The sequence below is a fragment of the Streptomyces sp. SPB074 genome (assembly GCF_000154905.1).
Lineage (GTDB): Bacteria > Actinomycetota > Actinomycetes > Streptomycetales > Streptomycetaceae > Streptomyces.
In genome coordinates this window covers 2,765,054-2,788,260 of the sequence record NZ_GG770539.1, presented here as the reverse complement: position 1 = coordinate 2,788,260, position 23,207 = coordinate 2,765,054, and the positions used below count along the sequence as shown (strand labels likewise).

The 23,207-nt window shown below is 69.2% G+C and carries 18 protein-coding genes and 2 pseudogenes; 7 read left to right on the top strand and 13 right to left on the bottom strand.

Annotated elements, in window-relative coordinates; all coding sequences use genetic code 11:
- Window positions 1–11: 11 nt before the first annotated feature.
- On the bottom strand, window positions 12–1,805 hold the full coding sequence (argS, locus tag SSBG_RS11450) for an arginine--tRNA ligase (RefSeq protein WP_008746304.1): 1,794 nt from the start codon (window positions 1,803–1,805) through the stop codon (window positions 12–14).
- A gap of 170 nt (window positions 1,806–1,975) precedes the next feature.
- On the opposite strand from argS, the gene lysS reads away from it, so the two are divergent.
- A complete protein-coding gene (gene lysS, locus SSBG_RS11445; RefSeq protein ID WP_008746303.1) occupies window positions 1,976–3,709 on the top strand; it encodes a lysine--tRNA ligase in 1,734 nt (577 codons plus the stop codon).
- 73 nt (window positions 3,710–3,782) lie between these two features.
- Here the strand turns inward: lysS and SSBG_RS11440 are convergent.
- Window positions 3,783–5,159: pseudogene (locus SSBG_RS11440) on the bottom strand (DUF2637 domain-containing protein); the annotation flags it as partial.
- Window positions 5,160–5,202: 43 nt separating this feature from the next.
- On the opposite strand from SSBG_RS11440, the gene SSBG_RS11435 reads away from it, so the two are divergent.
- The 4 genes from SSBG_RS11435 (at window position 5,203) to SSBG_RS11420 (ending at window position 11,034) form a co-directional block, all read left to right on the top strand.
- Window positions 5,203–6,735 carry a site-specific integrase gene (locus SSBG_RS11435; protein ID WP_037869500.1) on the top strand — a complete coding sequence of 511 codons (1,533 nt, stop codon included), beginning with the start codon at window positions 5,203–5,205 and terminating at the stop codon, window positions 6,733–6,735.
- 77 nt (window positions 6,736–6,812) lie between these two features.
- Complete coding sequence (locus tag SSBG_RS11430) at window positions 6,813–8,474, top strand: hypothetical protein (RefSeq protein ID WP_234010479.1); 1,662 nt, start codon at window positions 6,813–6,815, stop codon at window positions 8,472–8,474.
- Window positions 8,471–10,624 carry a hypothetical protein gene (locus tag SSBG_RS34520; protein WP_008746299.1) on the top strand — a complete coding sequence of 718 codons (2,154 nt, stop codon included), beginning with the start codon at window positions 8,471–8,473 and terminating at the stop codon, window positions 10,622–10,624. The genes SSBG_RS11430 and SSBG_RS34520 overlap by 4 nt, the downstream gene beginning before the upstream one ends.
- Window positions 10,621–11,034, top strand: a complete 414-nt coding sequence (locus SSBG_RS11420; RefSeq protein ID WP_037869499.1) for a hypothetical protein — start codon at window positions 10,621–10,623, stop codon at window positions 11,032–11,034. Before SSBG_RS34520 ends, SSBG_RS11420 begins: the two co-directional genes overlap by 4 nt.
- Before the next feature lie 158 nt (window positions 11,035–11,192).
- Here the strand turns inward: SSBG_RS11420 and SSBG_RS34515 are convergent, their stop codons facing one another.
- The 8 genes and pseudogenes from SSBG_RS34515 to SSBG_RS11375 form a co-directional block, all read right to left on the bottom strand.
- On the bottom strand, window positions 11,193–11,849 hold the full coding sequence (locus tag SSBG_RS34515; protein ID WP_008746298.1) for a hypothetical protein: 657 nt from the start codon (window positions 11,847–11,849) through the stop codon (window positions 11,193–11,195).
- A 74-nt stretch (window positions 11,850–11,923) separates the two neighbouring features.
- On the bottom strand, window positions 11,924–13,948 hold the full coding sequence (locus SSBG_RS33170; protein ID WP_158677765.1) for a hypothetical protein: 2,025 nt from the start codon (window positions 13,946–13,948) through the stop codon (window positions 11,924–11,926).
- 368 nt (window positions 13,949–14,316) lie between these two features.
- On the bottom strand, window positions 14,317–15,003 hold the full coding sequence (locus tag SSBG_RS30195; protein ID WP_050776756.1) for a hypothetical protein: 687 nt from the start codon (window positions 15,001–15,003) through the stop codon (window positions 14,317–14,319).
- 207 nt (window positions 15,004–15,210) lie between these two features.
- Complete coding sequence (locus SSBG_RS11395; protein ID WP_008746295.1) at window positions 15,211–15,867, bottom strand: Crp/Fnr family transcriptional regulator; 657 nt, start codon at window positions 15,865–15,867, stop codon at window positions 15,211–15,213.
- Window positions 15,868–15,889: 22 nt separating this feature from the next.
- Window positions 15,890–16,381: a Pycsar system effector family protein gene (locus SSBG_RS11390; RefSeq protein ID WP_008746294.1), complete on the bottom strand. Its 492-nt coding sequence runs from the start codon at window positions 16,379–16,381 to the stop codon at window positions 15,890–15,892.
- A 246-nt stretch (window positions 16,382–16,627) separates the two neighbouring features.
- Window positions 16,628–16,825: pseudogene (locus tag SSBG_RS11385) on the bottom strand (DUF2637 domain-containing protein); the annotation flags it as partial.
- 235 nt (window positions 16,826–17,060) lie between these two features.
- Complete coding sequence (locus SSBG_RS11380) at window positions 17,061–18,038, bottom strand: hypothetical protein (protein ID WP_037869492.1); 978 nt, start codon at window positions 18,036–18,038, stop codon at window positions 17,061–17,063.
- Between the two features lie 140 nt (window positions 18,039–18,178).
- The gene (locus tag SSBG_RS11375; RefSeq protein ID WP_037869491.1) at window positions 18,179–19,144 is read right to left on the bottom strand and encodes a hypothetical protein; all 966 of its coding nucleotides are present in this window, start codon (window positions 19,142–19,144) and stop codon (window positions 18,179–18,181) included.
- Between the two features lie 327 nt (window positions 19,145–19,471).
- Here SSBG_RS11375 and SSBG_RS11370 point away from each other — a divergent pair, with 327 nt between their 5' ends.
- Window positions 19,472–20,665, top strand: coding sequence for an RtcB family protein (locus SSBG_RS11370; RefSeq protein WP_008746291.1), 1,194 nt, complete (start codon window positions 19,472–19,474; stop codon window positions 20,663–20,665).
- A gap of 47 nt (window positions 20,666–20,712) precedes the next feature.
- Here SSBG_RS11370 and SSBG_RS11365 read toward each other — a convergent pair whose 3' ends face one another.
- From SSBG_RS11365 to SSBG_RS11355, 3 genes are all read right to left on the bottom strand, one after another.
- Window positions 20,713–20,910, bottom strand: a complete 198-nt coding sequence (locus SSBG_RS11365) for a hypothetical protein (RefSeq protein WP_037869489.1) — start codon at window positions 20,908–20,910, stop codon at window positions 20,713–20,715.
- On the bottom strand, window positions 20,900–21,661 hold the full coding sequence (locus tag SSBG_RS11360) for an SDR family NAD(P)-dependent oxidoreductase (RefSeq protein WP_008746290.1): 762 nt from the start codon (window positions 21,659–21,661) through the stop codon (window positions 20,900–20,902). Before SSBG_RS11360 ends, SSBG_RS11365 begins: the two co-directional genes overlap by 11 nt.
- Window positions 21,662–21,745: 84 nt before the next feature.
- Entirely contained in the window at window positions 21,746–22,081 is a 336-nt protein-coding gene (locus SSBG_RS11355) for a YnfA family protein (RefSeq protein WP_008746289.1), read from the bottom strand.
- A 175-nt stretch (window positions 22,082–22,256) separates the two neighbouring features.
- Here SSBG_RS11355 and SSBG_RS11350 point away from each other — a divergent pair, with 175 nt between their 5' ends.
- Window positions 22,257–23,030: a hypothetical protein gene (locus SSBG_RS11350; RefSeq protein ID WP_008746288.1), complete on the top strand. Its 774-nt coding sequence runs from the start codon at window positions 22,257–22,259 to the stop codon at window positions 23,028–23,030.
- Window positions 23,031–23,207: the final 177 nt, after the last annotated feature.

The window sequence follows — 23,207 nt, the reverse complement described above, 5'->3', positions numbered from 1 at the left end:
CCCCGCTCCCGTCACAGGCTCTTCGGCGCCCTGATCCCCAGGAGCCCCAGCCCCGCCGCCAGCGTCCTGCCCGTCAGCTCGCACAGGAAGAGCCGGTTCGCCACGACCTCCGGCGCGTTGTCGTCCGACAGGACGTGGCACTGGTCGTAGAACGTCGTGTACAGCGAGGCCGTCTGGTAGAGGTACGCGGCGAGCTTGTGGGGCGCGTACTCGCCCGTGGCCTCCAGGACCTGGTCCCCGAAGGCGTCGAGGTGCAGGCCGAGGGCCCGTTCCGCCGGGGCGAGCGGCAGTTCGGTGTGCGCGGCCGGGGCCGGGGCGCCCGAGGCCGTCGCGCGCCGCAGGATCGACTGGATACGGGCGTACGCGTACTGGATGTACACGCTCGTGTCGCCGTTGAGCGAGACCATCTGGTCCAGGTCGAACTTGTAGTCCCTGTTCGCCGACGTCGACAGGTCCGCGTACTTGACCGCGCCGATGCCGACCTGCGCGCCCCGCTCCGCGATCTCGTCCTCGCCGAGCTGCCCCTTGACGTCCTTCTCGCGCACGACGGCCGTCGCCCGCGTCACGGCCTCGTCCAGGAGGTCCACGAGCCGGACGCTCTCGCCGGCCCGCGTCTTGAACGGCTTGCCGTCCGCGCCGAGGACCGTGCCGAAGGCGAGCTGCACCGCGCGGACGTCCTCGGTGAGCCAGCCCGCCCGCTTCGCGGTCTCGAAGACCATCTTGAAGTGCAGCGCCTGCCGCGCGTCCACGACGTACAGGAGCGTGTCCGCCTTGAGGTCGAAGACCCGGTTCCGGATCGCCGAGAGGTCGGTCGCCGCGTACCCGAAACCGCCGTTGGACTTTCGCACGATGAGCGGGACCGGCCGGCCGTCGGGGCCCTTCACGTCGTCGAAGAAGACGCACAGCGCGCCCTCGGAGCGCACCGCGACGCCGGACTGCTCCAGCAGGTCGCAGGTCTCGGCGAGCATGTCGTTGTACCCGGACTCGCCGACGATGTCCGCGTCCCTGATGTCCATGTCGAGCTTGCCGAAGAGCGCGTTGAAGTAAACCTTCGACTCGTCCACGAACCGGTGCCAGAAGGCGAGGGTCTCCTCGTCGCCGGCCTGGAGGTCCACGACCCGGTGCCTGGCCCGGTCCTTGAAGCCCTCGTCCTCGTCGAAGAGCTTCTTGGACGCCTTGTAGACGCGGTCCAGGTTCGACATGGCGGCCTCGCCGGCCTCCTGGGACGCCTCGGCGGGGTCCGCGGACCTGTCCAGCTCGGCCGGGTGCTCCACGAGGTACTGGATGAGCATCCCGAACTGGGTGCCCCAGTCCCCGATGTGGTGCCGCCGGATCACGGTCTCGCCCGTGAACTCCAGCATCCGCATGACGGCGTCGCCGATGACCGCCGAGCGCAGGTGCCCGACGTGCATCTGCTTGGCCACGTTCGGCTGCGCGTAGTCGATCACGGTCCGGCCCGGGTGCTCCGCGTACGGGACGCCGAGCCGTTCACCGGCGGCCGACCGCGCGGCCAGGTTCCGCAGGATCGCCTCGTCCGGCACGGTGATGTTGAGGAAGCCGGGGCCCGAGACCTCGATCTCCTTGATCACCGCGCTGTCCGGGAGGCCTGCCACGACCCGGTCCGCCAGCTCCCGGGGGTTCGCCTTCGCCTTCTTCGCGAGCGCGAGCACCCCGTTGGCCTGGAAGTCGGCCCGGTCGCTTCGGCGCAGCAGCGGGTCCGCGTCACCGGCGGCCGGCAGGGCGGCGGCGAGAGCGTCCTTGAGCTGCTGTTCGACGGAAGCGGTGAGGGACGTGACCGAAGCCATAAGAAGGGGAGCCGTTCTCCTCGGGGGTGCAGATACTCCGGCAAGTATCCCACCAGGCGGGTACGTCTCTCGAACGGTTATCCCGCGCGCGCTCCGTATCCCGTTTCCCCCCACGCCCCCGCTCCTGGGACAATGGCGGCGACCATCCCCGTTCTCCCCGGAAGAAGGACGTGCCGATCGTGGCTCAGAGCACAGAGACCGCAGACTGGGTCTCCCGTTACGCCGACGAGGTCATCGCCGAGTCCGAGCGTCGTGCCCCGGGCAAACCGGTCGTCGTCGCCTCCGGCCTCTCGCCCTCGGGCCCCATCCACCTGGGGAACCTGCGCGAGGTCATGACCCCGCACCTCGTCGCCGACGAGATCCGCAGGCGCGGGCACGAGGTGCGCCACCTCATCTCCTGGGACGACTACGACCGCTACCGCAAGGTCCCGAACGGCGTCGACGGCGTGGACGAGTCCTGGGCCGCGCACATCGGCAAGCCCCTCACCTCCGTCCCGGCCCCCAAGGGCTCCGCGCACCCGAACTGGGCGGAGCACTTCAAGGCCGCGATGACCGGCGCGCTCGCGGACCTCGGGGTCCAGTTCGACGGCATCAGCCAGACCGCCCAGTACACGGCGGGTGTCTACCGCGAGCAGATCCTGCACGCGATGCGCGAGCGCGGCCGGATCGACGCGATCCTCGACCAGTACCGCACGAAGAAGAAGCCCGCCAAGCAGAGCCAGAAGCCGCTGGACGAGGCCGAGGTCGAGGCCGCCGAGGGCTCGGGCGCCGCGAGCGAGGACGACGGCAGCGGCGGCGCGGGCGGCTACTACCCGTACAAGCCGTACTGCGGGAACTGCGCGAAGGACCTCACGGTCGTCACGGCCTACGACGACGACACGACCGAGCTGACCTACACGTGCGCCGACTGCGCCTTCTCGGAGACCGTGAGGCTCTCCGAGTTCAACCGCGGCAAGCTCGTGTGGAAGGTCGACTGGCCGATGCGCTGGGCCTTCGAGGGCGTGATCTTCGAGCCGTCCGGCGTGGACCACTCCTCGCCGGGCTCCTCGTTCGTCGTCGGCGGGCAGATCGTCCGCGAGATCTTCGGCGGCACCCAGCCCATCGGCCCGATGTACGCGTTCGTCGGGATCAGCGGCATGGCGAAGATGTCCAGCTCCAAGGGCGGGGTCCCGACCCCGGCCGACGCGCTGCGCATCATGGAGGCGCCGCTGCTGCGCTGGCTGTACGCGCGCCGCCGCCCCAACCAGTCGTTCAAGATCGCCTTCGACCAGGAGATCCAGCGGCTGTACGACGAGTGGGACAAGCTCGGCGCGAAGGTCGCGGACGGCTCCGCGCTCCCCGCCGACACCGCCGCGTACACGCGCGCGGTCGGCACGGCCGCCGGGCCGCTGCCCGCGACGCCGCGCCCGCTCCCGTACCGCACCCTCGCCTCCGTCGCGGACATCACGGCGGGCGCGGAGGACCAGACGCTGCGCATCCTCGGCGAGCTGGACCCGGACCACCCGCTCGCCTCGCTGGACGAGGTGCGCCCCCGCCTCGACCGCGCCGAGGCGTGGATCTCCACGTACGTCGCCGCCGACCAGCGCACGGTGGTACGCACCGAGCCGGACGCGGAACTGCTCGGCTCGCTCGGCGAGGCGGACCGCGAGTCGCTGCGGCTGCTCGTGGAGGGGCTGGGCACGCACTGGTCGCTGGACGGGCTGACGACGCTCGTCTACGGCGTGCCGAAGATCATGGCCGGGCTCGACCCGGAGGCGAAGCCGACGCCGGAGCTCAAGACGGCGCAGCGCACCTTCTTCGCGCTCCTGTACCGCCTCCTCGTCGGCCGCGACACGGGCCCGCGCCTGCCCACGCTGCTGCTCGCGGTGGGCGCGGAGCGGGTGCGGTTCCTGCTGGGGCAGTGAGCCCGGCGCGCACGTGAAGGGCCGGACCTCCTCGCGGGGGGCCGGCCCTTTCGGCTGTCCGGGGGCGGGCGGCTCAGGCGGGCGCGTCCACGTCCAGCTCACCGGTGTAGCGGGGCTGGAACTCGTCGAGCCACGCGGTCAGTTCGGACTGCGGAAGGGGGCCGCCGCCGGGGCCGCGCACGTTGAAGTTCTCCAGCAGGAACCGGCCGAACTGGCGGGAGTTCGGGAAGCCGCCCATCTCGCGCACGTACTGCCGGAACACGTCGTAGAGCGCTTCCTCGCGCGGCATGTCGTCGGGCAGCCAGTCACCGTCCGGCTCCTCGGCGACGGTGTCCGCCACGGCGCCGTGCGCCACGGGGCTGGCCGCCACGGCGCCCTCCTCGGCGTCCGCCTCGGCGCGGCGGCCCGGGATACGGGGACCGGGATCGGGCTCGGAGCGCTCGGCGAGGGGCCGGGTGCGGTGGGGGCCCGCCGGGACCTGGATGGGCTCGGGGCCCTGCGCCTCCCGCTCCTGCCACTGCTGGGGTGCGGGGGCGGGTGCCGGTGCCTGGTCGTGCGCCTGGCCCTGCTGATCCTCGTACCAGTGCTGGGGCTGGTAGGGGGCGTGGAAGCGCGGGGTGAAGCGGGGGTCCTCCTCCTCGGCCGGGGGCTCCGGGTACTCGGGGTCCTCGGGCGGCGCGCCGGGCTCGGGGGCCTCCGGCTCGGGGGCGAAGGAGGGGTCGTAGCCGCCCTGGTACGCCACGGCCTGCGGGTGGCCCTTGAACCACGGGCTCGTCGGGTCCTGCGCGGCGGCGGGCTGCTCGTGGACGGGCGCGGCCTGCTGGGACGGGGACTGGGGGCGCTGTCGCTGGTGCGGTACGGGCCGGGGCTCCGGGGCGCGGGCCGTGAGCTGGGCCCTCGGTCCCGTCTCCGGGTCGGCGGCCGGCTCCACCCGGGCCACCACCGGCCTGCTCGGGTCGATGCCCGCCGCCGCGAGCCCGTCCGGGGCGGTCTCGGCGAGCGGCACCCCGTAGCGCGCGAGGCGCAGCGGCATGAGCGATTCGACGGGCGCCTTGCGGCGCCAGGCGCGCCCGAAGCGGGAGCGCAGGCGGGCCCGGTAGACGAGCCGTTCCTGCTCCAGCTTGATGACCTCCTCGTAGCTGCGCAGCTCCCACAGCTTCATGCGCCGCCACAGCAGGAAGGTCGGTACGGGCGAGAGGAGCCAGCGGGTGATCCGCACGCCCTCCATGTGCCGGTCCGCCGTGATGTCGGCGATCCGCCCGATCGCGTGCCGCGCGGCCTCGACCGAGACGACGAAGAGGACGGGGATCACGGCGTGCATCCCGACGCCGAGCGGGTCGGGCCAGGCGGCGGCGCCGTTGAACGCGATCGTCGCGGCCGTGAGCAGCCAGGCGGTCTGCCGCAGCAGCGGGAACGGGATGCGAATCCACGTCAGGAGCAGGTCCAGCGCTTCCCTGATGATTCAATGAGTTCAAGCGTCAAGGGAGGCGTGCATGAGTTCGTGGTTCGTGGGGTGGGTGCCGGATCCGGAGCGGTGGGGTGTCCTGCCCGCAGAGGGGGTGCTGGGGGTCCGGGATCTGCCGCAGGCAGTGGCACGGATCGGGCTGCGGCCCGGCGATCCGGTGTTCGTCCGGCCGGACGGCGCGGTGGATACGGATCTGCTCGACTTCGTCCGCTCGAAGGATTTCCGGGGCCTGGAGCGCGAGACGAAGCGGAACTACGCGACTGACATCCGGCTGTTGCTGGAGTTCCTCTCGTCGCGGCGGGTGCCGTGGCGAAAGGCTACCGAGCAGGATCTGGCCGACTACCGGGACTGGCGGTGTGAGGCGCCAGCGAATCCCGAGCGGATCAGTGGGGCCAAGTGGAACCGGGAGGCGGCGGCGTTCACGAAGCTGTTCACGTGGGGGAAGGTCCGGCCGTTGCCGGTGGACGTGTCGCGACGTGAGGACCGGGCGGCGGACTCCGTCAGCGCGCGGGTGTCGTGGCTGACGCCGCGGACCTGGGCACTGTGGTCAGACATCGGGCTGCGTGGTCACGACAGGGCTGGGGTGCCGGTGCCCGGGTGGGACGCGCGGACGGAGTTGCGCAACACGGCCTTCGTGCAGCTGCTGCTCAGCTCTGGACTGCGGCGGCAAGAGGGCGGATCGCTGCTGACGTTCGAGCTGCCCACACAGCAGCTGAGGCACGGTCGGTACTGCCACGGCTCCATCGCCGGGGCGGTGACCAGGGCGAAGCGGGGGAGGACTTTCTACGCGTCGGTGGATGCGGTCGGGCAGGTCGAGGCCTACATCGAGTCGGAGCGGGCGTGGGCGGTACAGCGAGCCCAGGCAGAGGGCCGCTACGAGCGTCTGCCAGTGATGTGGCTGGTCACGAAGGTGAGTCGGGGACTGAAGCCTTCGGTGGAGTGGGTGGACCAGGATGGCGTTGTCGGCAGCCGGGAGCTGGGGCGGCTGGGGTGGCGAGAACGCCAGTGGCTGTTCCTGGACGGGGCCGAGGGGCCGGAACCGGCCTGGCTATGGCTGTCCGAACAGGGCATGCCGATGGCGCCGGACCGCTGGAACGCCGTGTTCCGGTCCGCGAACCTGCGCTGCGAGGAAGTTCTGCTCACGCCGCAGGAGCGAGCGCTGGGGAGGGGATTTCGGCTGGCGGAGGTACGTGGCAGAAGCCCGTATGTGACCCCGCATTCCGCCAGACACTCGTACGCGCTCTACATGTTGGTCGTGCTAAACGAGCTGATGGAGAACCGCTACGGACTTACGCGCAAGGATCGGCGGGACTTCGCGCTGCTCTTCGGCGACCCTTGGTGGCTGGTCAAGACGCTGCTGGGGCACGCGGACGTGGAGACGACGAAGCGGCACTACCTCGCGCCCGTCGCCCACCTGCAACTGGAGTCGATTCTCGCCGCCGCCGAGACCGACAACGAGCCAGACCAAGAGCGCGGAAACCTGGACGACGTCTTCGGACGGCTCGCCCGCGAGTCGGCCGGAATCCAGGACATCGGCATCCTCCTCGGGGAGGCCTCGTGAGCCGCCGAGGGCACCGGGCTGCGCTGCCTCCGGCCGACCACCGCACTGAACCACCACTGGGGCCGGATGGTCTCGTGGTGACGGTGATCAACAAGATGGGTCTTCCGAGACAGTTCGACTTCGCGGAGCTGCCGGTGCCCGAGCCTTTGCAGCGTTCGCTGGCCCGGCTGTTCGCAGCGCAGTCGCGGGCCTGGAACAGCCATGAGACTGCCAAGACGTGCTGTTCCAGGGTGACGGTGTTCGCCACGTTCCTGTCCGAGCTCGAGAACACGCCGCAGGACTTGGACGAGGTGACTGTGGCCATCCTCAAGCGCTGGCGGACCCGACACGTCAGCACTACGACGGGCAAAGCGGTGCTGAGCACGATCCGATTGCTGCTGCGGCAGGATCCGCGGTTCACCGGTGGCCCCGTGGCGGAAGAACTGTTGCGGCGTTTCCCGGCTGCGAAGCCCAGCAAGCAGTCCTACGAGGACGACGAGAGGAAGCGCGTCGTACTGGCCGCACAGCGGCAGTTCAGGGCGGCATGGCTGCGGATCGGTGAGAATACGCGCTTGCTGCGGGCGTGGCAGGCGGGCGAGTTGGTGGAAGGCAGCCGGGACTGGCGGCTCGGGGAAGTCCTGGATCACCTCGCACGTACGGGGGATGTCCCGCGCAGCATCCTGCCGAGCGGTCAGCCCCATGTGGACCACCGCAGTCTGCTCGGCGGTGCCAGTCCTGAGAAGACCTGGGGACGGCTGTTCCTGTCTCGCATGGAACTGACGGCACTGGCTGTTCTCCTCACTGACCGGTTCGCCTGGAACCTGAAGGTCTACGACCGAATGCCGACGCCAACCGCCGCGCCCTCCGTGGGCGAGAAGGCTTCGATCACGTACCAGGTCCAGGTGGAGAAGCGCCGTGCGGGCCGGGGGCGATGGTTCTCCACAGAGAACATCACCGACTCCGGTGCCGACTCCCCGGGACGGCTGATCACACAGGCCCTGGAGGCGACCGAACACGGGCGGGCTCTGGCGGCCCGCCTGGCACCAGGCACTGATCTGCTGATGGTCTCGCGCTTGTATGCCCCCTCGCGGGTCGCCCACCGGCATCAGGACACCGAGCGCCCACGCCCGGTGGGGCCGTTGTCGTTCGGCATCGCCTACAACGACGCGCAGCGCTGGCAGGAGGTACATGACCTCGGCGGTTCGCCGTTTCAGCGTGCACGCCGCACTACGGTGACCCGCGAGGGGCGTCCTCGGCAGCACACCCAGGACACCAACGAGCGCGTCTACGTACTGCCCGACACACGTGTTCAGCGCGACTCACGAAGCGTCTTCGCGGACGGCGCCATGGAGGCTCTGGAGCAGGCCCGCGCGGCGGTATTCCCGGGGCACCTCGCCGACGCGCCGAACCCCACCCACGTACAGACGGTGACGGCGGACTGTGAGGATGAGAAGACGAGCCCCTGGCCGGCGCCAGGAGGCGGCTGCGGAGCCGACTTCATGCTCTGCCTCGCCTGCAAGAACGCCTACGTCCACCCCGGCCACCATCCACGTCTCGCGCTCCTGCACCAGCAGCTCGAAAGCCTCCGTTCCGTTCTGGAGGACGGCGACTGGAACGAGCAGTGGCAGGACCACCTCCTGCGGCTCGAAGACCTGCGCGACGTGGTTGGCGCCGCCGCCTGGGACGCGGCGCTGGCCCGCGCTGGCAGCGACGACCACACCCTTATCCGGCTGCTGGTGAAGGGAGACCTCGCCCCGTGACCACCGCTCTCGCGTACGAGGACGACCCCTACGTCCTCCCGGTGCCCACGCCGGACACCCCCGTAGTACTGCCTCGATGGATCAGTCCCGGCAACACCCATCCGAACTCCCACTTCCGTGACCCTGTCTGGTCCCTGGCCCCGCTCATCGACAATCCCGGTGCCACTCTGATCACGATTCACTGGAAGAACTGCCCGGCCCCGTTGCAGGGGGAGATGAAGCGTGTCGTCTGGTCTCTGATCAACGGTGAGCGAAGGCCCACCTACCTCCGCAGCAAGGGGCTCTCGGCCCGGGGGCGGGTCTCGGCCTCGACCATGCTGCAGAAGTACTGCGAGTGGTTCCGGCTGGCCAACTGGCTACACCAGCGCGGCATTACTCATCTCGCGGACTGCACCGCAGATGTATGGCGGGCCTATGCGAGCGAACGCCGAGACGAGGGCATCAGCCGGGTCCATGCCGAGATGGTCATTGGCTACTTCACCGACTTGTGGGTGTACGACCAACTCAGCACGTGTCCCGCTGGCATCAGCCGCCCTCCGTGGGAGACCGAGGGCATCGACGACCTTCTCCCCGCTGCCGACGGGACGGACAGCGCCGAGAACTCCACAGAGCCGCTCGACCCGCAGGTCATGGGACCGCTGTTGGTATGGGCGCTGCGGTTCGTCGACGACTTCGCCGACGACATCCTGGCAGCATGGACCGAACAGCGCCGCCTGGTGGACGTGGCGGTGAACAACACCGCCACGTCGGCGAGTCGGGCTGCGCTCAAGGAGTACCTGCTTCCATTGGTCGACACGGGGGCTCCGTTGCCTGCGGTCCATGTCAAGGGCAGGTTGTACCTGGCCCGCGACTACGTCGCCGCCCACACGGGCGCCACTCACACCCAGATCGAGAGACTCGTCAAACTGCATGGTCTGCAAGACCTCGTTGTTCAACGCCCGGCGCCCTGCCCGCTGGACGTCCCGATCGCCGGAAAGATTGACGGTAGGCCCTGGCGCGAGTACATCATCTTTGGCGAAGCCACCACGCTGATGCAGCACCTGGGCACCGCCGCCGCCATCGTGATCGTCTACCTCACCGGCATGCGTCCACAGGAAGCCCAGGCCCTTCGCTCGGGCTGCTGCCCCGACCCCGAACCAGCCGACGACAGTACGCTGGGACGGCATCTCATCCGGAGCCGCCATTTCAAGAACGTCCTCGATGAAGACGGCAACCACGCCTCCGCCGGCGAGGTCCGTGAGGTTCCCTGGGTCGCGATCACCCCCGTCGTTCGGGCTATTCGGGTCCTGGAACGGATGGTTCCCGAGGGGGAACTTCTCCTCAGCGCCGCCCACCATGATGTTCACCGCTTCGGTGGCAGGCAGTTCCAAGGTGCGATCCGGAGAACCTCGCTGAACAGGCGGATCGAAGCATTCGTCGCATGGGTGAACCGCGAGGCCGAGACACAAGGGCTGCCCGACCAAGCCGTCCCTGAGGACCCGCACGGCGCGATCGGCATGTCCCGCTTCCGCCGCACCCTGGCCTGGCACGTCGCCCGTCGCCCCGGCGGGCTGATCGCCCTGGCCATTCAATACGGTCATATGCGCACCGTCCTGGACACCCGGACCACCAGCGGATACGCCTCCCGCAGTCGTCGCGGCCTGCACAGCGTCCTCGACGTCGAGACCGCCCTCGCGGCCGCCGAAACCGCCGTCCGCCTCCGCGACCGAGCCGCAGCCGGCGAGAAGATCTCCGGACCGGCCGCCCGCCGAGCCCTCACCGCAGCCGGGCATGCGCCCCGGTTCGAGGGCCGTCTCGTCCCAAAGACCTTCGCCAGAAAGGCCACCAAATTTCTGGCCCGAGACGGAATCGTGCTCTACGACAACCCCGACGCATTCCTGATCTGCGCGTTCAAGCACGACAACGCACTGTGCGAACCCGCCCCGGGCGCCACCGCCCCGCGTCAGTACGCCTGCACACCGGGCTGTGGCAACACCGTCCGCACCGACACTCACGCCCGTCAACTACGCCGACGAGCCGAGGAGATCGACCAACTCGCTGCCCGCGCCCCTGGCCCGGTAGCCAAGCGCTTGCGGGCCAACGCCGATCGGCTCCGAGAAACGGCCGACACTCACGACGCCACCGCCCAGTCCATCGAGGCCCTGACATGACTCAGCATCACCCTGACGAGCGCACCCGCATTCGGGCGGCCATGGACCGCCTCCTGACTGGACAGGCCACCGTCTCCAACGGCAGTCTCACCGTCGCCGCTCTCGCCGTCGAGGCTGGCGTTCACCGCATGGCCCTGATGAAGCGCCACGCCGACCTGAAGAACCAGTTCTACGAACGAGTCCGCGCCGAAACCCCGCAGGTCCCCGAGGCCGAGAAACGACTCCGCGAGACCGTCACCAAGCTCAGGCAGACCATCGCGAACAAAAACGCCGAGATCGAGGAGCTCCGCCAGCAGGTGACCCGTCTTACTCTCGCAAGCGCAGTCCTCACTCGGCAGCAGGAGGACTCCTCAGCACCGCTGAAATCGAACCCTGGCAACGTCGTTCCGTTCCGTCAACTGGAACACTGACGACCTCACCAGCTTGGGCTCCTTCTCGCCGGGCTCTGTGAAGCCCACCTTCTGGGCCAGCAGGTTTCGTGGATGGCATAGCGATAGGTTTCGGGTCGGTTACCGAAACGGTGGCTGGCGAACCAGAGATCTTGCTGGCGCGCCAGCCGTGGAACCTACTATTTCGGCTGAAACTTCCGCTGCTCGGCCAGCGTGAGGCTATCCGCAAGGTCTGGCCAGTCCATCTCCTTCATCAGAAGGCGTGCGGTGGCGACGAAAAGTTTGTGGCGAGCCGGGTCGCCTTCCAGCCTCTCGACCACTTGGGCAAGGACATGAGCAGTGCGCATGGCGTTTGTTTGTGCGTCCCCGGCTCGGCCGACGAAAGGCAGGATGTGCGTGTTGAACTCATCCCACATGATCGACTGGTGCCCTTCGCGATGGCGTTCGAGCCACCAGGCACGTGCTGTATCCGCGTCGGCGAGCACCTTGTCCCGCATGTATGCCACACGAGTCTCATGCAGATCATGTTGGAGCTGCTGATCGCGCAAGGCGTCTTCGTATGCCTGGGCACGAGCTGCCGCTTCGGATTCCAGCCGGAGGACGAGGTGTGCTTTGATCTCAATAGGCCACCTCGCATCCACCTGCCGCCAATCGGACAGCTCCAGCGCGAGCGCGCTCTCCGCCTCGTCAATTTGCCCAGGCAGATATCCGCGGGTGATCTGCGAAGCCTTCTCCTCTAGCGCCATCCGTGCAGCCGAACGTACCAGGGCGCGTTTTTGACGCTGCTCCCCTGAAGCGAGGCGGCAGTGCATCACACCGCTGACCGTATAGGCCACGCCCCAGAGCTTCGTTGGCCACGTAGTCGAAACGCGGTGACGAAGACGTCGGCGCAGCCCGAGGTACGCCATCATCAGCTTGATGCCTTCTCGCGTTCATGAGTCCTGATGATTACTCGTTCGAGGACTTCGCCCCAGAAGGAATCCTGGAAGTCACGGTCCTGTGCAAAGAATCGCTGCAGACCGCTTCGATAGATCTTGGGTTCGTACACATCGGCCATGAGATCGACTAGCAGCGCTGAGGGCAGCAGCCCGCTCTCGGCTGCGACTCCCCACCTGCCTAGCTGCTCATCTGCTGCACTCTGGGACTCATCGTCCTGGAGTAGTTGCTGCCAGGCTCGTACGAAGCGATGCCTGCCCGCAGCATCATCCGTCATGCTCAGAAGAAGCCGTGTCCCTTCGTCGGTGGCAGCCAGGGAGAGGAAAGCGACCAAAGCATGCCTTTTTGTGGGTTCCTCTGTCAGCCACGTCTCGAGAGCCTTGGCTACTTCGGCCGCGTTGATCTGGGTAAGCCGCCGGAATGCATCAACCATGGCGGAGGATGGGAACGGAGCGTGGACGGCTGCCCTGGCCAGTCGCGTCATTGCGATTGACGGCTGACGGACGGCAAGTTCCCCTCCACAGATCTGCGTCACCAGATCCACCATCGCCGGCGACGGTTTACCGAGCATCCACCGGTACAGGCGTCCCCGGACGTATTTGCCCAGAGTGGGGTCGAGTGCCGCAGATGTGAGAGCTTCCACTGCTAGCGGAAGGCGGCGCCCACTCACCTCCTTGGCGACGCTGTCGATAATGCTGGTGTCGTGCACTTCCTTCGACAATTCGAGGAGTGCGGAAAGAGCGATGCGCGCGTCATCCTCGGGCACGGCCTGCTGCGCGACGACCGAAACAGCCCATGAACGCAACAGATCTCGTTGGGTCGGGAACTCATCCCAGAGATGCCTGAGGATGGCCGGTGCCAGATCGTGCTTGTCCAACTCGTGGAACGCCCGATCTCCATGCGGCCTGAGCGCGGCGGCCTTCAGGCGGTGACTGGACGTGGCATCTGCCAGAATGTCCAGGGGTTTTCGCCCGAATTCGAGTTTTTCGAGAAGTGCATCGGCGGCATGAAGCACTGACCGCTTTCGGCCGCCGTTGATCAGCGCCCCCGCCCAGACGGTGGCACGGGTGGATACGAGCTCTGGCTCACCAGGTCCTTGCCTGGTCGGGGTGAGGAGTTTGTTGATGTGTGTGTTCCATCCCTGAAACTCCTCAACGACGGTGTTATCGTTCTCTTTCGCCTCATAGACGATGCGAGCGAGTCGTCGGGCTTCCTGGGCAGGTGGATTGGAACGCCAGATGTCGTTGTACGCATCCTGGTCGAGCCAGGAGACTCGATTTTCTGCACCCATCTGTCGAAGTTCTTGGCGCACCAGAGGCTTAGCGTTCGGTGAAGAATGCTTGACAGTGATGTGGCGCGTCTCTTCAGACCATTCATTCGTCCACTCGTCAGGGGTGGTGAGAACGACGAGATAGCAAGACTTCTTTACGCCGTCGATGCCGTAATTGATCAGACCCTGACCGAATCGAGGTCCAGGCTGCTGCGGCATGCCTGAGAGGTCGAGAACGTAGCCGTGACCAGTTGCGGCTGGCAGCTTCGTAGCGTCGGGTTTCGACCACTCCGGCTCGAGGTCCACGAAGGTCAGCGGTAGCGATCCCACGGTAGTCAGGAGACGCAGCGCGGTGCTGCGCCGGCCCGTGCCCGGTGGCGCGCAGAGAATGACGACTCCGTGTTCCTTGATCAGGAACTGTGCCTGTTCCCAGCAGTCGGCGTCACGTGGCGGGATGAAACGATCATTGGTGCATGCAGCGAGATCTACTTGATGCACCGGCTGCTGCCGCACAAAATCGCCGCCGTAAAAGTGCTGGCTCTCCGCCTGGAATGCGGTGGCGTAGGGGGCCACGTTCTGCACATGAGAGCCCATGGCAGGCATGACCTGCGGGGGAGCAGCTGGCCCAGGAGTAACCCCCTCGATGCCCGGCTCTTCTGTTGGTGCCGCAGGTACTGGCAGCTCGTCGATCCTCTCGCTGCCCTCGCTGACGCGTGTGGGCGCAGGCACGGGGGCACTGTGAGCGGCCGGCGGAGAAAGCGTGCCTCTGTCGGTCGAAAGCATGCCTCCCTGCCCAGGCGTGAGCTGGCTTTCGGGCCTTGCGTGGGGGACGGCCCACTCCCCGGATCCGTCGGCTGTCGTCGGGGCGGGTTCCCCCGGATACAGGACGCTAGTTGCCTCCGATTCCTCTTCCGGAGGGGAGGCGTTGCCTGAACGGCCTGTGAGGTTGAACCGGTCGGCCCAACGCCAGCGCGGTGTGGCAGTGGAGGATGGGTCCTCCTGAGCCGGTTCAGGCTGGTGCCCGTACCCATCGGCAGACGGCTTCGGGGGAGTACGGGGTGAGTTGTCAGGCTCACCAGCAGTGAATGGGTTATCGGTCATCGCAGGCCTCCCACGCCGCCGTTGAAGTACTGGTGCTGGCCCTGGAAGTTCCCGTTGCCGTTCTGCACAAAGGATGGCGCGGAGGCAGGTTGTGAGTCCCCACGGCGTGTTCCCTGTGCGGGCGGGGCCGTACTGCTCTGCTCTGGGACTTCGAAAAGCGAACGATCGGCAAGTCCCCAATCGAGGCCGGGAACGTGCAGCCAGGCAGGCTGGGCGAACTTCTTGGCCTTGGCGATGTTCTGCGCGAAGTCCTCGGCGACAGTGCTGCCTGTCTCGAGGCCGCTCTGAAAGACGTCCTCGTACACGCGTTGCGAGATGATCATCACTGTGTTGGCGCGCTTGGCCTTCGCGAGGAGATCCCGGAGGGTCTGGTCGTCGAGAAGGCGGTGAGTCTCAACCATGGGAACGCCCAGCCCGGAAGGGGGCAGCGGACCTACATGGACGCTGACGCGCAGTTGCAGCGGGCTCTTGCCGGGGTTCTGCCTTCTGTACTCGTGCAGAACATCACTGAGGGCTCCGGGGAAGCATCCCACCAGGGCCGGCAGCACCTCGGGGTCCAGGCCTGAGACATACCCGTCACCCGTGTGTTGCGGGAAGGCCCGCTGTTCCCAGTGCGCGCTAAGGCCGGTGGCCGATAGGGCCTGCGCGAGTACTTGCTGGATGTCTGCGTTGATCTCCTGCATGCGTTTGCTGGTATGAGAGCTGAAGTCTCTGGCATCAACCGCGAGTACAGCCCGGTAGGGCCACAAGCGCTCCCATGAAGGTGCCATTGATGTGTCCTCCTCTTGTCGGGGTGGTCGAAGCCACTGTGGCGGTGAACGCCGCTGGGTACCGTCCAGCTTTGGACGGTACGAAGGTGACGTGGGTCACGGCGAGACTGGTGGGTGCTGTCACCCCTCGGACAGCTTGGTGAGGGCTGCGCTGTCCCTGACCACCAGACGCTCCCGGCCCAGCTCGAGGACACGGGCATCGTGAAGCTCTCGTAAGACGGCCATCGCTGACGAGCGGCTCATCGAAGCCATCGCTGCCAACTCGTCTCGGGACATCCCAAGCCGGAGGACGACCGTCCCGTCGTCCGCACTCTCGCCGACTTCCGAAGCCAGGTACTCAATCACCCGGGCCACCCGGGCTTGCGGCGACAGCCTCGTCAACGCGGTGCGCAGCTGCTCGTTCTCGTGCATGCGCTGAACAGTGAGCCGATACACGGTCGGGTTGAGGCCGTGGCGGTCGATGTATCCCCGAAATGCGTGGGCGGGAAGGACGTACCCGACGGATTCGGAGACCGCCTTAACGGAGGCCGATCGAGGCTTGTCGAGGAGTGCGCCGATCTCGCCCAAGACCTCGCCCTGGCCGCGCAGCGCCAGAGGTGTCTCTGTCCCGTCTCCCGCCAACCGGACGATCTTGACGATTCCCTCAGTCAGGGCGATGACGAAGTCAGGTGACTCTCCCTGGTGAAAGAGCCATGTGGCTCGCGCGTAGCGGCGCCTCTGCCCTCGGTGCAGTAAGTCATTCCAGGCGGCATCCGATACTAAATGACGAAAATTCACTTCATTCCCCCCGAGGTGTCGCTCACCCTATTGCGGCCGAGGCGCCAATCACCGCGCAACCCGTCACCGCTAGCAGCAGGGAGAGCTGTACTCGACGGTGCTTGGTCCAGGCGATCTCGCTCATGACGACGATCTGCCGTGACAGCGCGGACAACGCGGAGCCCGAGCGCAGAGCAGCTTCCAGGGTCTCGGGCTCGAAGTGGCGGAGATGCCCGAAGAACAGGTAGTCGTCGTCCGGGCCAGGTCCTCTGCGCTCCAACCGCAGGTTGGGGGCCACCGCAGCGGCGGCCAGAAGCGCACCGCAGAGAAGGATGCACCCACCCGTCCACAGCAGCACTTGGCCAGCCATGGACCGTGCGTCGACTCCGCGGCCCGAGGCGGCCAGTACCCCGAGCAGGGCGAGCACGGTCGACTGGAGGCTGAGAGCGATGGACGCCTTTGTGTCCGCCTTGCCTGTCGAATCGGCCAATGCCGCCTGGATCTTCCAGGCCGTTTCCAGCGGGTCGGCGGCCACCCTTGCCTCCTCCTGGCTACTGCAGCTGAACTGCGGTGATCCGCCCCCAGGATCCGCTACGGACTCCCTCGGCACATCCGTCACCGGGTGAGTTGGCTGAAATTGGCCACCCTCTTCGTTCTCTCTGGGCTTCTGCAGCTCGCCAAGGTGCTTTCCGGCTGGGAGACCCGGGCGGCACCGAGATCGTCGCTACAGCCGTTCTCCCCATGTGGGCAATCAAACTGAACAGAAGAACTTGACAGGGAACAGCGCGAGCAGGACGCAGATGCCCGCGTCGATGCCGATCGGCAGGACGTAGCTGAAGTTCCCGAAGCCCTTCTCCAGGGCGAGTTCGCGCACGGCCGCGTAGGAACCGGCGAAACCGATCCCCGCGATGATCACCGCGCCCGCGACGACCACCCCCACGAGGATGCGGTGAGTCCGTGTCAACTGCGTCGCGGCCACCCGCGATCCCTCCCTCTCGCTCACCAGGCGCCTTCCGACGTGCGCCCCCACAGGTTGGCACACGCGTTCGGCGGGTGAGCGTACCGGGCGGGCCGGATGCGGCATCGTGCGCGGGTTCGCCCACGCGGGAACGGGGATGGGGCGTGTCCCGATCGTTACGGCGCGAGCGCGCGAAACCCCCGTACCGGCCGGTCCGGGCGGGGACCGGGGTACGGGGGTCTGGAGCGCGGGCGGCTCAGCCGGCGGACTTCTCCGCTTCGGCGGACTTCGACGCACTCGCCTTCGGGGAGGCCGAGGACGTGCCGTCCTTGCCCGAGGGGTCCGCGTCCGGCTTCTTGTCCTCGTCCTTCTTCCCGGCGTCGTCCTTCTCCGGGGACTCGCTCTTGCCCGGGGACGCGCTCGCGCCCTTCGAGGCGTCGCCGGAGCCGGTGCCCGCGTCGCCCGGGGCCGAGCCCGCGCCGCCGTTCGCGGACGCGACCGCCGCGACCGCGTCGCCGGCCGCGCGCTCGGCGTCCTTGCGGAGCTTCGCCGGGTCCGGGGTCTTCTCGCCCGCGAGGCCCGCGCCGTTGTAGTCGAGGGTGAGGACCGCGTTCGCCGTGCGCACGAGCAGCGTCTGCTGCTCGAAGTCCCCCTCCTTCTTCTTGAGCGCGTACGTGACGGCGGTCGCCTCGTCGCCGAGCCCGGCGACCTTCTCGCTCTTGAGGTCCTTCGCCTCCGCCGTCGCCCGCGTCGCCGTGATCTGCTTGGCGAGGTAGGCGGCGGCGCGCTCGTCGCCGGTGCCGAGGGTCGCGTCCGAGTCGAACCGGACGAGCGCGAGGCTCAGCCAGCGGTACTGCGAACCGTGCACGCCGTTGCTGTCGAGGCTGTTCCAGGAGCAGGTGCCGCGCGCGTTCAGGTCGTCGGAGCTGCCCTGGCTGCCCTTCGTGTCCTTCGCGGCGGGCACGAGCGCCTTGAGGGTCTTGGCGCTCAGCGCCGTGCAGGGCTCGGGGAGTTTCGCGTACTTCGCCCGTACGGTCGCGGTGGCGCTCGCGTCGGGGGACGCGCTCGCGCCGTTCTTCGCGTTCTTGCCGCTCCCGGCCGCGGCGGACTGCTTGGCGTCGTCCTTCGCCTTGCCCTCGTCGCCGGAGCCGGAGGAGCAGCCCGCCGCCACGAGGATCACGGGAACGGCCGCGCAGGCGAGTATGCGGGAGAGGCGCTGTACTGGTCGGTGCATGGTTCCTTCGCTCAGGTCGTGCGACCGGGGCCACGGGGGCCCGGCCGGCAGGTCCGGTGAGTCACCGTACGCCGGACGGGGACTCCCGTACGTCCCGTGCGCCGTCCCGGGCGGCGGGGTGCGAGCGCCGCCGCGCCCGCTCACTTCTCGAAGGAGCCCACGAGCCGGGCCGCCAGTTTCCGCGCCTTGTCCTGCATTTCCTCACTGCCGGGCACCTCGTCGCCGCCGCCCGGCTGCTGCCGGTAGACGACGCTCACGACGACGTTCGACGTGCGGAACACCACAGTGACGGTGCGCTGCGCGCCGTCCGCCGAGGCGGTGCCGAGGGAGTCGTTCACGAAGGCTTCGTCGCCGAGGCCGGAGAGGACACGGGGGAGAAGATCGGCGGGAGTCGTGCCGGTATCACCCGAAGTGGACGGCGAAGGGCTGTCGCTGGCGGATTGTCCGCTCTTGCCAAATTCTGCGGCCCCGGGGGAGGGGCTGCCGGAGTCGCCGGGCGAGGAGGGGGAGGCGCTGTCCCCGGCGGAGGCGCTGTCCCCGGGGGAGGCGGAATCCCCGGGGAAGGCGGGGCCGCTCGTCGGGGTGCCGGGGGACCCGCCCGGAGTGCCGCCGGAGGCGTCGTCCGCCCCGCCGCTCGGGGAGGGGGCCGGGATGTGCGCCGCCGTGAGGCGCTTCTCGAAGGTCTCGCGCGCCCGGTCGTCGTCGCTCTTGGCCGCGTCGTAGGAGACGACCCGCTCCAGGTCGAGCGTGAGCGAGTCGGTGCGGCCCTCGCCCCCGGCGGCCCGCGCGGTCTCCGCCTTCCAGGAGCAGCCGACCATGCGCTCGTTGTCGAAGGTCGGGGCGAGCGTGCCCGCGTACCCGTCCTCGCGCGCGTCGGCCGCCAGCTCGCGCAGCCCGGGCAGGAACGAGTCGAGCGTCGCGCGGTCCACCGCCTTGCAGGGCTGCGGGAGGGTGTCGAAGCGTCCGGGGCGCGGGGCCGCCGCCGTCGTGGTGCCGCCCGTGCCGCGCTTGGCGTCCGGGCTCCCGGTCTCCCCGCCGCCCGTGCAGCCGGCGAGTGTCACCGTCAGCAGGACCGCGGCGCCGGACGCCCGCGCCTTCCCGCGCATGTGTGCAGCTCCCCTCGTCACGACCCGCGCCGCCGCACGGCGCGCGGCGCGCCGGGGAACGGGGTCCCGAGCCGGTTAATCACTTGCCGCGATCATGCGGCCGATGGACACAATGTGTACCGCACGAGCCGAGGAGCACGCCGGTCGCTTGTCCCTTTTGGTGCCCCTGGCTGCGGTATGTGTGACCGCATTTTTGTGTGAACGATATGGAGCACGGGCGTAGTTCCGCCCGTCACATGATCATTTGAGTCGTTTCCCGGCGTTTCCCTTTCAGGCGTGTTCGTACGCCCTGACGGGTGTCCCCGCCGGGCGTTTCGAGGGGGAACCATGCCGTACACCGAACTGCCCGGCGCGCGGGTGCCGATCCGGATGTGGGCCGACCCGGCCGAGGTCGATCCGGGCGCGCTCGACCAGCTCCGCAACACCGCGACGCTCCCGTGGATCGCGGGCCTCGCCGTCATGCCGGACGTGCACTACGGCAAGGGCGCGACGGTCGGCTCGGTGATCGCGATGCGCGACGCGGTGTGCCCGGCGGCGGTCGGCGTGGACATCGGCTGCGGGATGTCGGCGGTCCGTACCTCGCTCACCGCGAACGACCTCCCCGGCGACCTCTCCCACCTGCGGTCCCGCATCGAGCAGGCGATCCCGGTCGGGCGCGGGATGCACGCGTCCCCCGTCGACCCGGGCCGCCTGCACGGCTTCCCGACCGCCGGGTGGGACGACTTCTGGTCCCGCTTCGGGACCGTCGCCGAGGCCGTGCGCTTCCGCCGCGAGCGGGCGGGGCAGCAGATGGGGACGCTCGGTTCGGGCAACCACATGATCGAGTTCTGCCTCGACTCGGAGGACCAGGTGTGGCTCATGCTCCACTCCGGCTCCCGCAACATCGGCAAGGAGCTGGCCGAGCACCACATCGGCATCGCGCGGGCCCTCCCGCACAACCAGGGCCTGGTCGACCGCGACCTCGCGGTCTTCCTCGCGCGGACGCCGCAGATGGCCGCGTACCGCAACGACCTGTACTGGGCGCAGGAGTACGCGAAGCACAACCGCGCGGTGATGATGGGGCTCTTCAAGGACGTCGTCCGCAAGGAGTTCAAGAAGGCGAAGCCGCTCTTCGAGCAGGAGATCAGCTGCCACCACAACTACGTGGCGGAGGAGCGCTACGAGGGCGTGGACCTGCTCGTGACGCGCAAGGGCGCGATCCGGGCGGGCAGCGGTGAGTACGGGATCATCCCCGGCTCGATGGGCACGTCCTCGTACATCGTGAAGGGCCTCGGCAACGACGCCGCCTTCAACTCCGCCTCGCACGGCGCGGGCCGCCGCATGAGCCGCAACGCGGCGAAGCGGCGCTTCACGCTCAAGGACCTGGAGGAGCAGACGCGGGGCGTGGAGTGCCGCAAGGACGCGGGCGTCATCGACGAGATCCCGGCCGCGTACAAGCCGATCGAGCAGGTCATGGAGCGGCAGCGGGACCTCGTGGAGGTCGTCGCGAAGCTCAAGCAGGTGGTGTGCGTGAAGGGCTGAGGAACAGGGCGCGGCGGGCACGGGGGTGCCGCCGCGCCCGCTCCGCCTCAGCCCGCGTGCTTGATCGCGAGGATCATCACGAAGGCGACGAGGTGGATGCCGAAGAGGAAGTAGGCGAGGTACCACCACAGGTACCGCTCGTTGCGTTTCTCCTCGGCGAGCCGGCGCCGGTCGTACTCCTCGTCGTACTCGCGCTCCAGGCGGGTCAGCGGGTCCTCCGGGCCGCCGCCCGGCTCAGGACTCACGGTGCACCTTGGTGTTGCTGGCCTGGGCCCGGGGCCGTACGACGAGCAGGTCGATGTTCACGTGGGCCGGGCGCGTCACCGCGAAGGCCACGGTGTCCGCGACGTCCTCGGCGGTCAGCGGCTCGGCGACGCCCTGGTAGACCTTCGCCGCCTTCTCCTCGTCGCCGTGGAAGCGGGTGAGGGCGAAGCCCTCGGTGCGGACCATGCCGGGCGCGATCTCGATGACGCGCACCGGGGTCCCCACGATCTCCAGCCGCAGCGTCTCGGCGAGCACGCGCTCGGCGTGCTTCGCGGCGACGTACCCGGCGCCGCCCTCGTACGTGGCGTGCCCGGCCGTCGAGGTGAGCACGACGACGGTGCCGTCGCCGCTCGCGGTGAGCGCGGGGAGCAGGGCCTGCGTCATGTGCAGCGTGCCGAGGACGTTGACCTCGTACATCCGCCGCCACTCGTCCGGGTCGCCGCTCGCGACCGGGTCGGCGCCGAGCGCGCCGCCCGCGTTGTTGACGAGGACGTGCGCTTCGCCGAGCGTGCGGGCGAAGGCGTCCACGGCGGCACGGTCCGTGACGTCCAGCGCGTACGCCTCCGCCTCGTGCCCCGCCGCGCGCAGCTTCGCGGCCAGCGCCTCGATACGGTCCGCGCGGCGCGCGGTCAGGACGACGCGGTACCCGGCCCCGGCGAGCCGTTCGGCGCTCGCGGCACCGATCCCCCCGCTGGCTCCGGTGACGACGGCGGTACGGGGGGCGGCGGTCATGGACGGACTCCAGGGGGCGCGGGCGGGCACGGGGCGCTTTCCAGCATAGGCGCGGGGGCCCACGCGGCTCCGGGGCGCCCGTGCTCAGTGCCCCCGGGGCGCGTACATGATCACGGCCATCCCCGCCAGGCAGATGAGCGCGCCCGTGATGTCGTAGCGGTCGGGGCGGTAACCGTCCGCGAGGACGCCCCAGGCGATCGACCCGGCGACGAAGACACCGCCGTACGCGGCGAGGATGCGGCCGAACTCGCCGTCGGGCTGGAGCGTGGCGGCGAAGCCGTAGAGGCCGAGGGCGATGACGCCCGCGCCGATCCACACCCACCCCTTGTGCTCGCGCACGCCCTGCCAGACGAGCCAGGCACCGCCGATCTCGAAGAGCGCGGCGACGGCGAAGAGGACGAGGGACTTGAGAACGCTCACCCACCGGATAGTGCCACGCACCCCCTCCGGCGCCCACACCGATCCAGCCCCTCCGGCACGTAATCCAGCCCCTCCGGCGTTTGAGGAGCGGGGTGTGGGGCGGAGCCCCACGAAACACCCCGACGGGGCGGAACCCCACGACCTCGCCCCGCCGGGAGGCCGTACGCTCTGACCCGTGGACGACCTCGCCCTTGCCGCCCGCCTCGCCCGTTTCCGCGCCTCCGTCGCCCGCCGCCAGGCGCGCCGCGTCGTGGAGGTCCCCGGCGGACTCGCCGTGCTCGACGACGATTTCCCGCTCTCGCACGAGCACAACCAGCTCCTCCTCACGGAGCCGGAGCCCGCCCCGGGCGACCTCCCCGCGCTCGCCGACGAGCTGTTCGCCCACCTCCCGCACCGTCGCGTCGCCCTCCTCGGCGGCACCCTCACGGCGGCGTACGCGGACGTGCTCGCCCGCGCCGGGTACGCCCGCGAGGACGAGGTCGTCATGGTCCACGAGGGCCCCGTGCCCGCGCCCGCCGCCTCGGTGCGCGAGACCGGCGCCGACGCCCTCGCGGGACCGTACGGCGAGCGGCTGCGTACGTGGATGCCCGAGGCCGGGCCCGAGCTGCTGCGCCAGCTCGTCGCGCGCAGGCCGCGCAGGCTCGCGGGAGCCGACGACGTGCGCTTCCTCGCCTCGTACACGCCCGCCGGCGAGGTCGCCTCCTGGGCGGACCTCTACCTGGACCGCGCCACCGGGACCGCGCAGACCGAGGACGTCGTGACCGCCGGGGCGCACCTCGGGCACGGCCACGGCGACGCGGTGCTGGCGACCGCCCTGCACCTCGCCGCCGGAGCGGGCTGCGACGTCCGCTTCCTCGTCGCGGACGCGGCCGACTGGCCCCGCACGTGGTACGCGCGGCGCGGGTACCGGGGGGTGGGCGCGAGCAGCGGCTTCGTGCGTACGGGCTGAACGCCCGGGGCCGCCCGTGACCTCGTAAGCGCACCGGCTCCCGCACCCGCGGCCGTGGTCGCCGCCCCCGCCCCCGCGCGCCCCCGCAGTCGCCCCCCGCCCCTCCGCCCCCGTCTTCTCCGTCGAAGCCGCAGCTCAGCGCCTTGCGCCTGCACCCTCCCGTGCCCTGTGCTGCCC

Coding starts and splice junctions, on each gene's coding strand:
- argS (WP_008746304.1), bottom strand. CDS start 1,805: ATGGCTTCGGTCACGTCCCTCACCGCTTCCGTCGAACAGCAGCTCAAG.
- SSBG_RS11435 (WP_037869500.1), top strand. CDS start 5,203: ATGAGTTCGTGGTTCGTGGGGTGGGTGCCGGATCCGGAGCGGTGGGGT.
- SSBG_RS11420 (WP_037869499.1), top strand. CDS start 10,621: ATGACTCAGCATCACCCTGACGAGCGCACCCGCATTCGGGCGGCCATG.
- SSBG_RS30195 (WP_050776756.1), bottom strand. CDS start 15,003: ATGCAGGAGATCAACGCAGACATCCAGCAAGTACTCGCGCAGGCCCTA.
- SSBG_RS11380 (WP_037869492.1), bottom strand. CDS start 18,038: ATGCACCGACCAGTACAGCGCCTCTCCCGCATACTCGCCTGCGCGGCC.
- SSBG_RS11375 (WP_037869491.1), bottom strand. CDS start 19,144: ATGCGCGGGAAGGCGCGGGCGTCCGGCGCCGCGGTCCTGCTGACGGTG.
- SSBG_RS11370 (WP_008746291.1), top strand. CDS start 19,472: ATGCCGTACACCGAACTGCCCGGCGCGCGGGTGCCGATCCGGATGTGG.
- SSBG_RS11360 (WP_008746290.1), bottom strand. CDS start 21,661: ATGACCGCCGCCCCCCGTACCGCCGTCGTCACCGGAGCCAGCGGGGGG.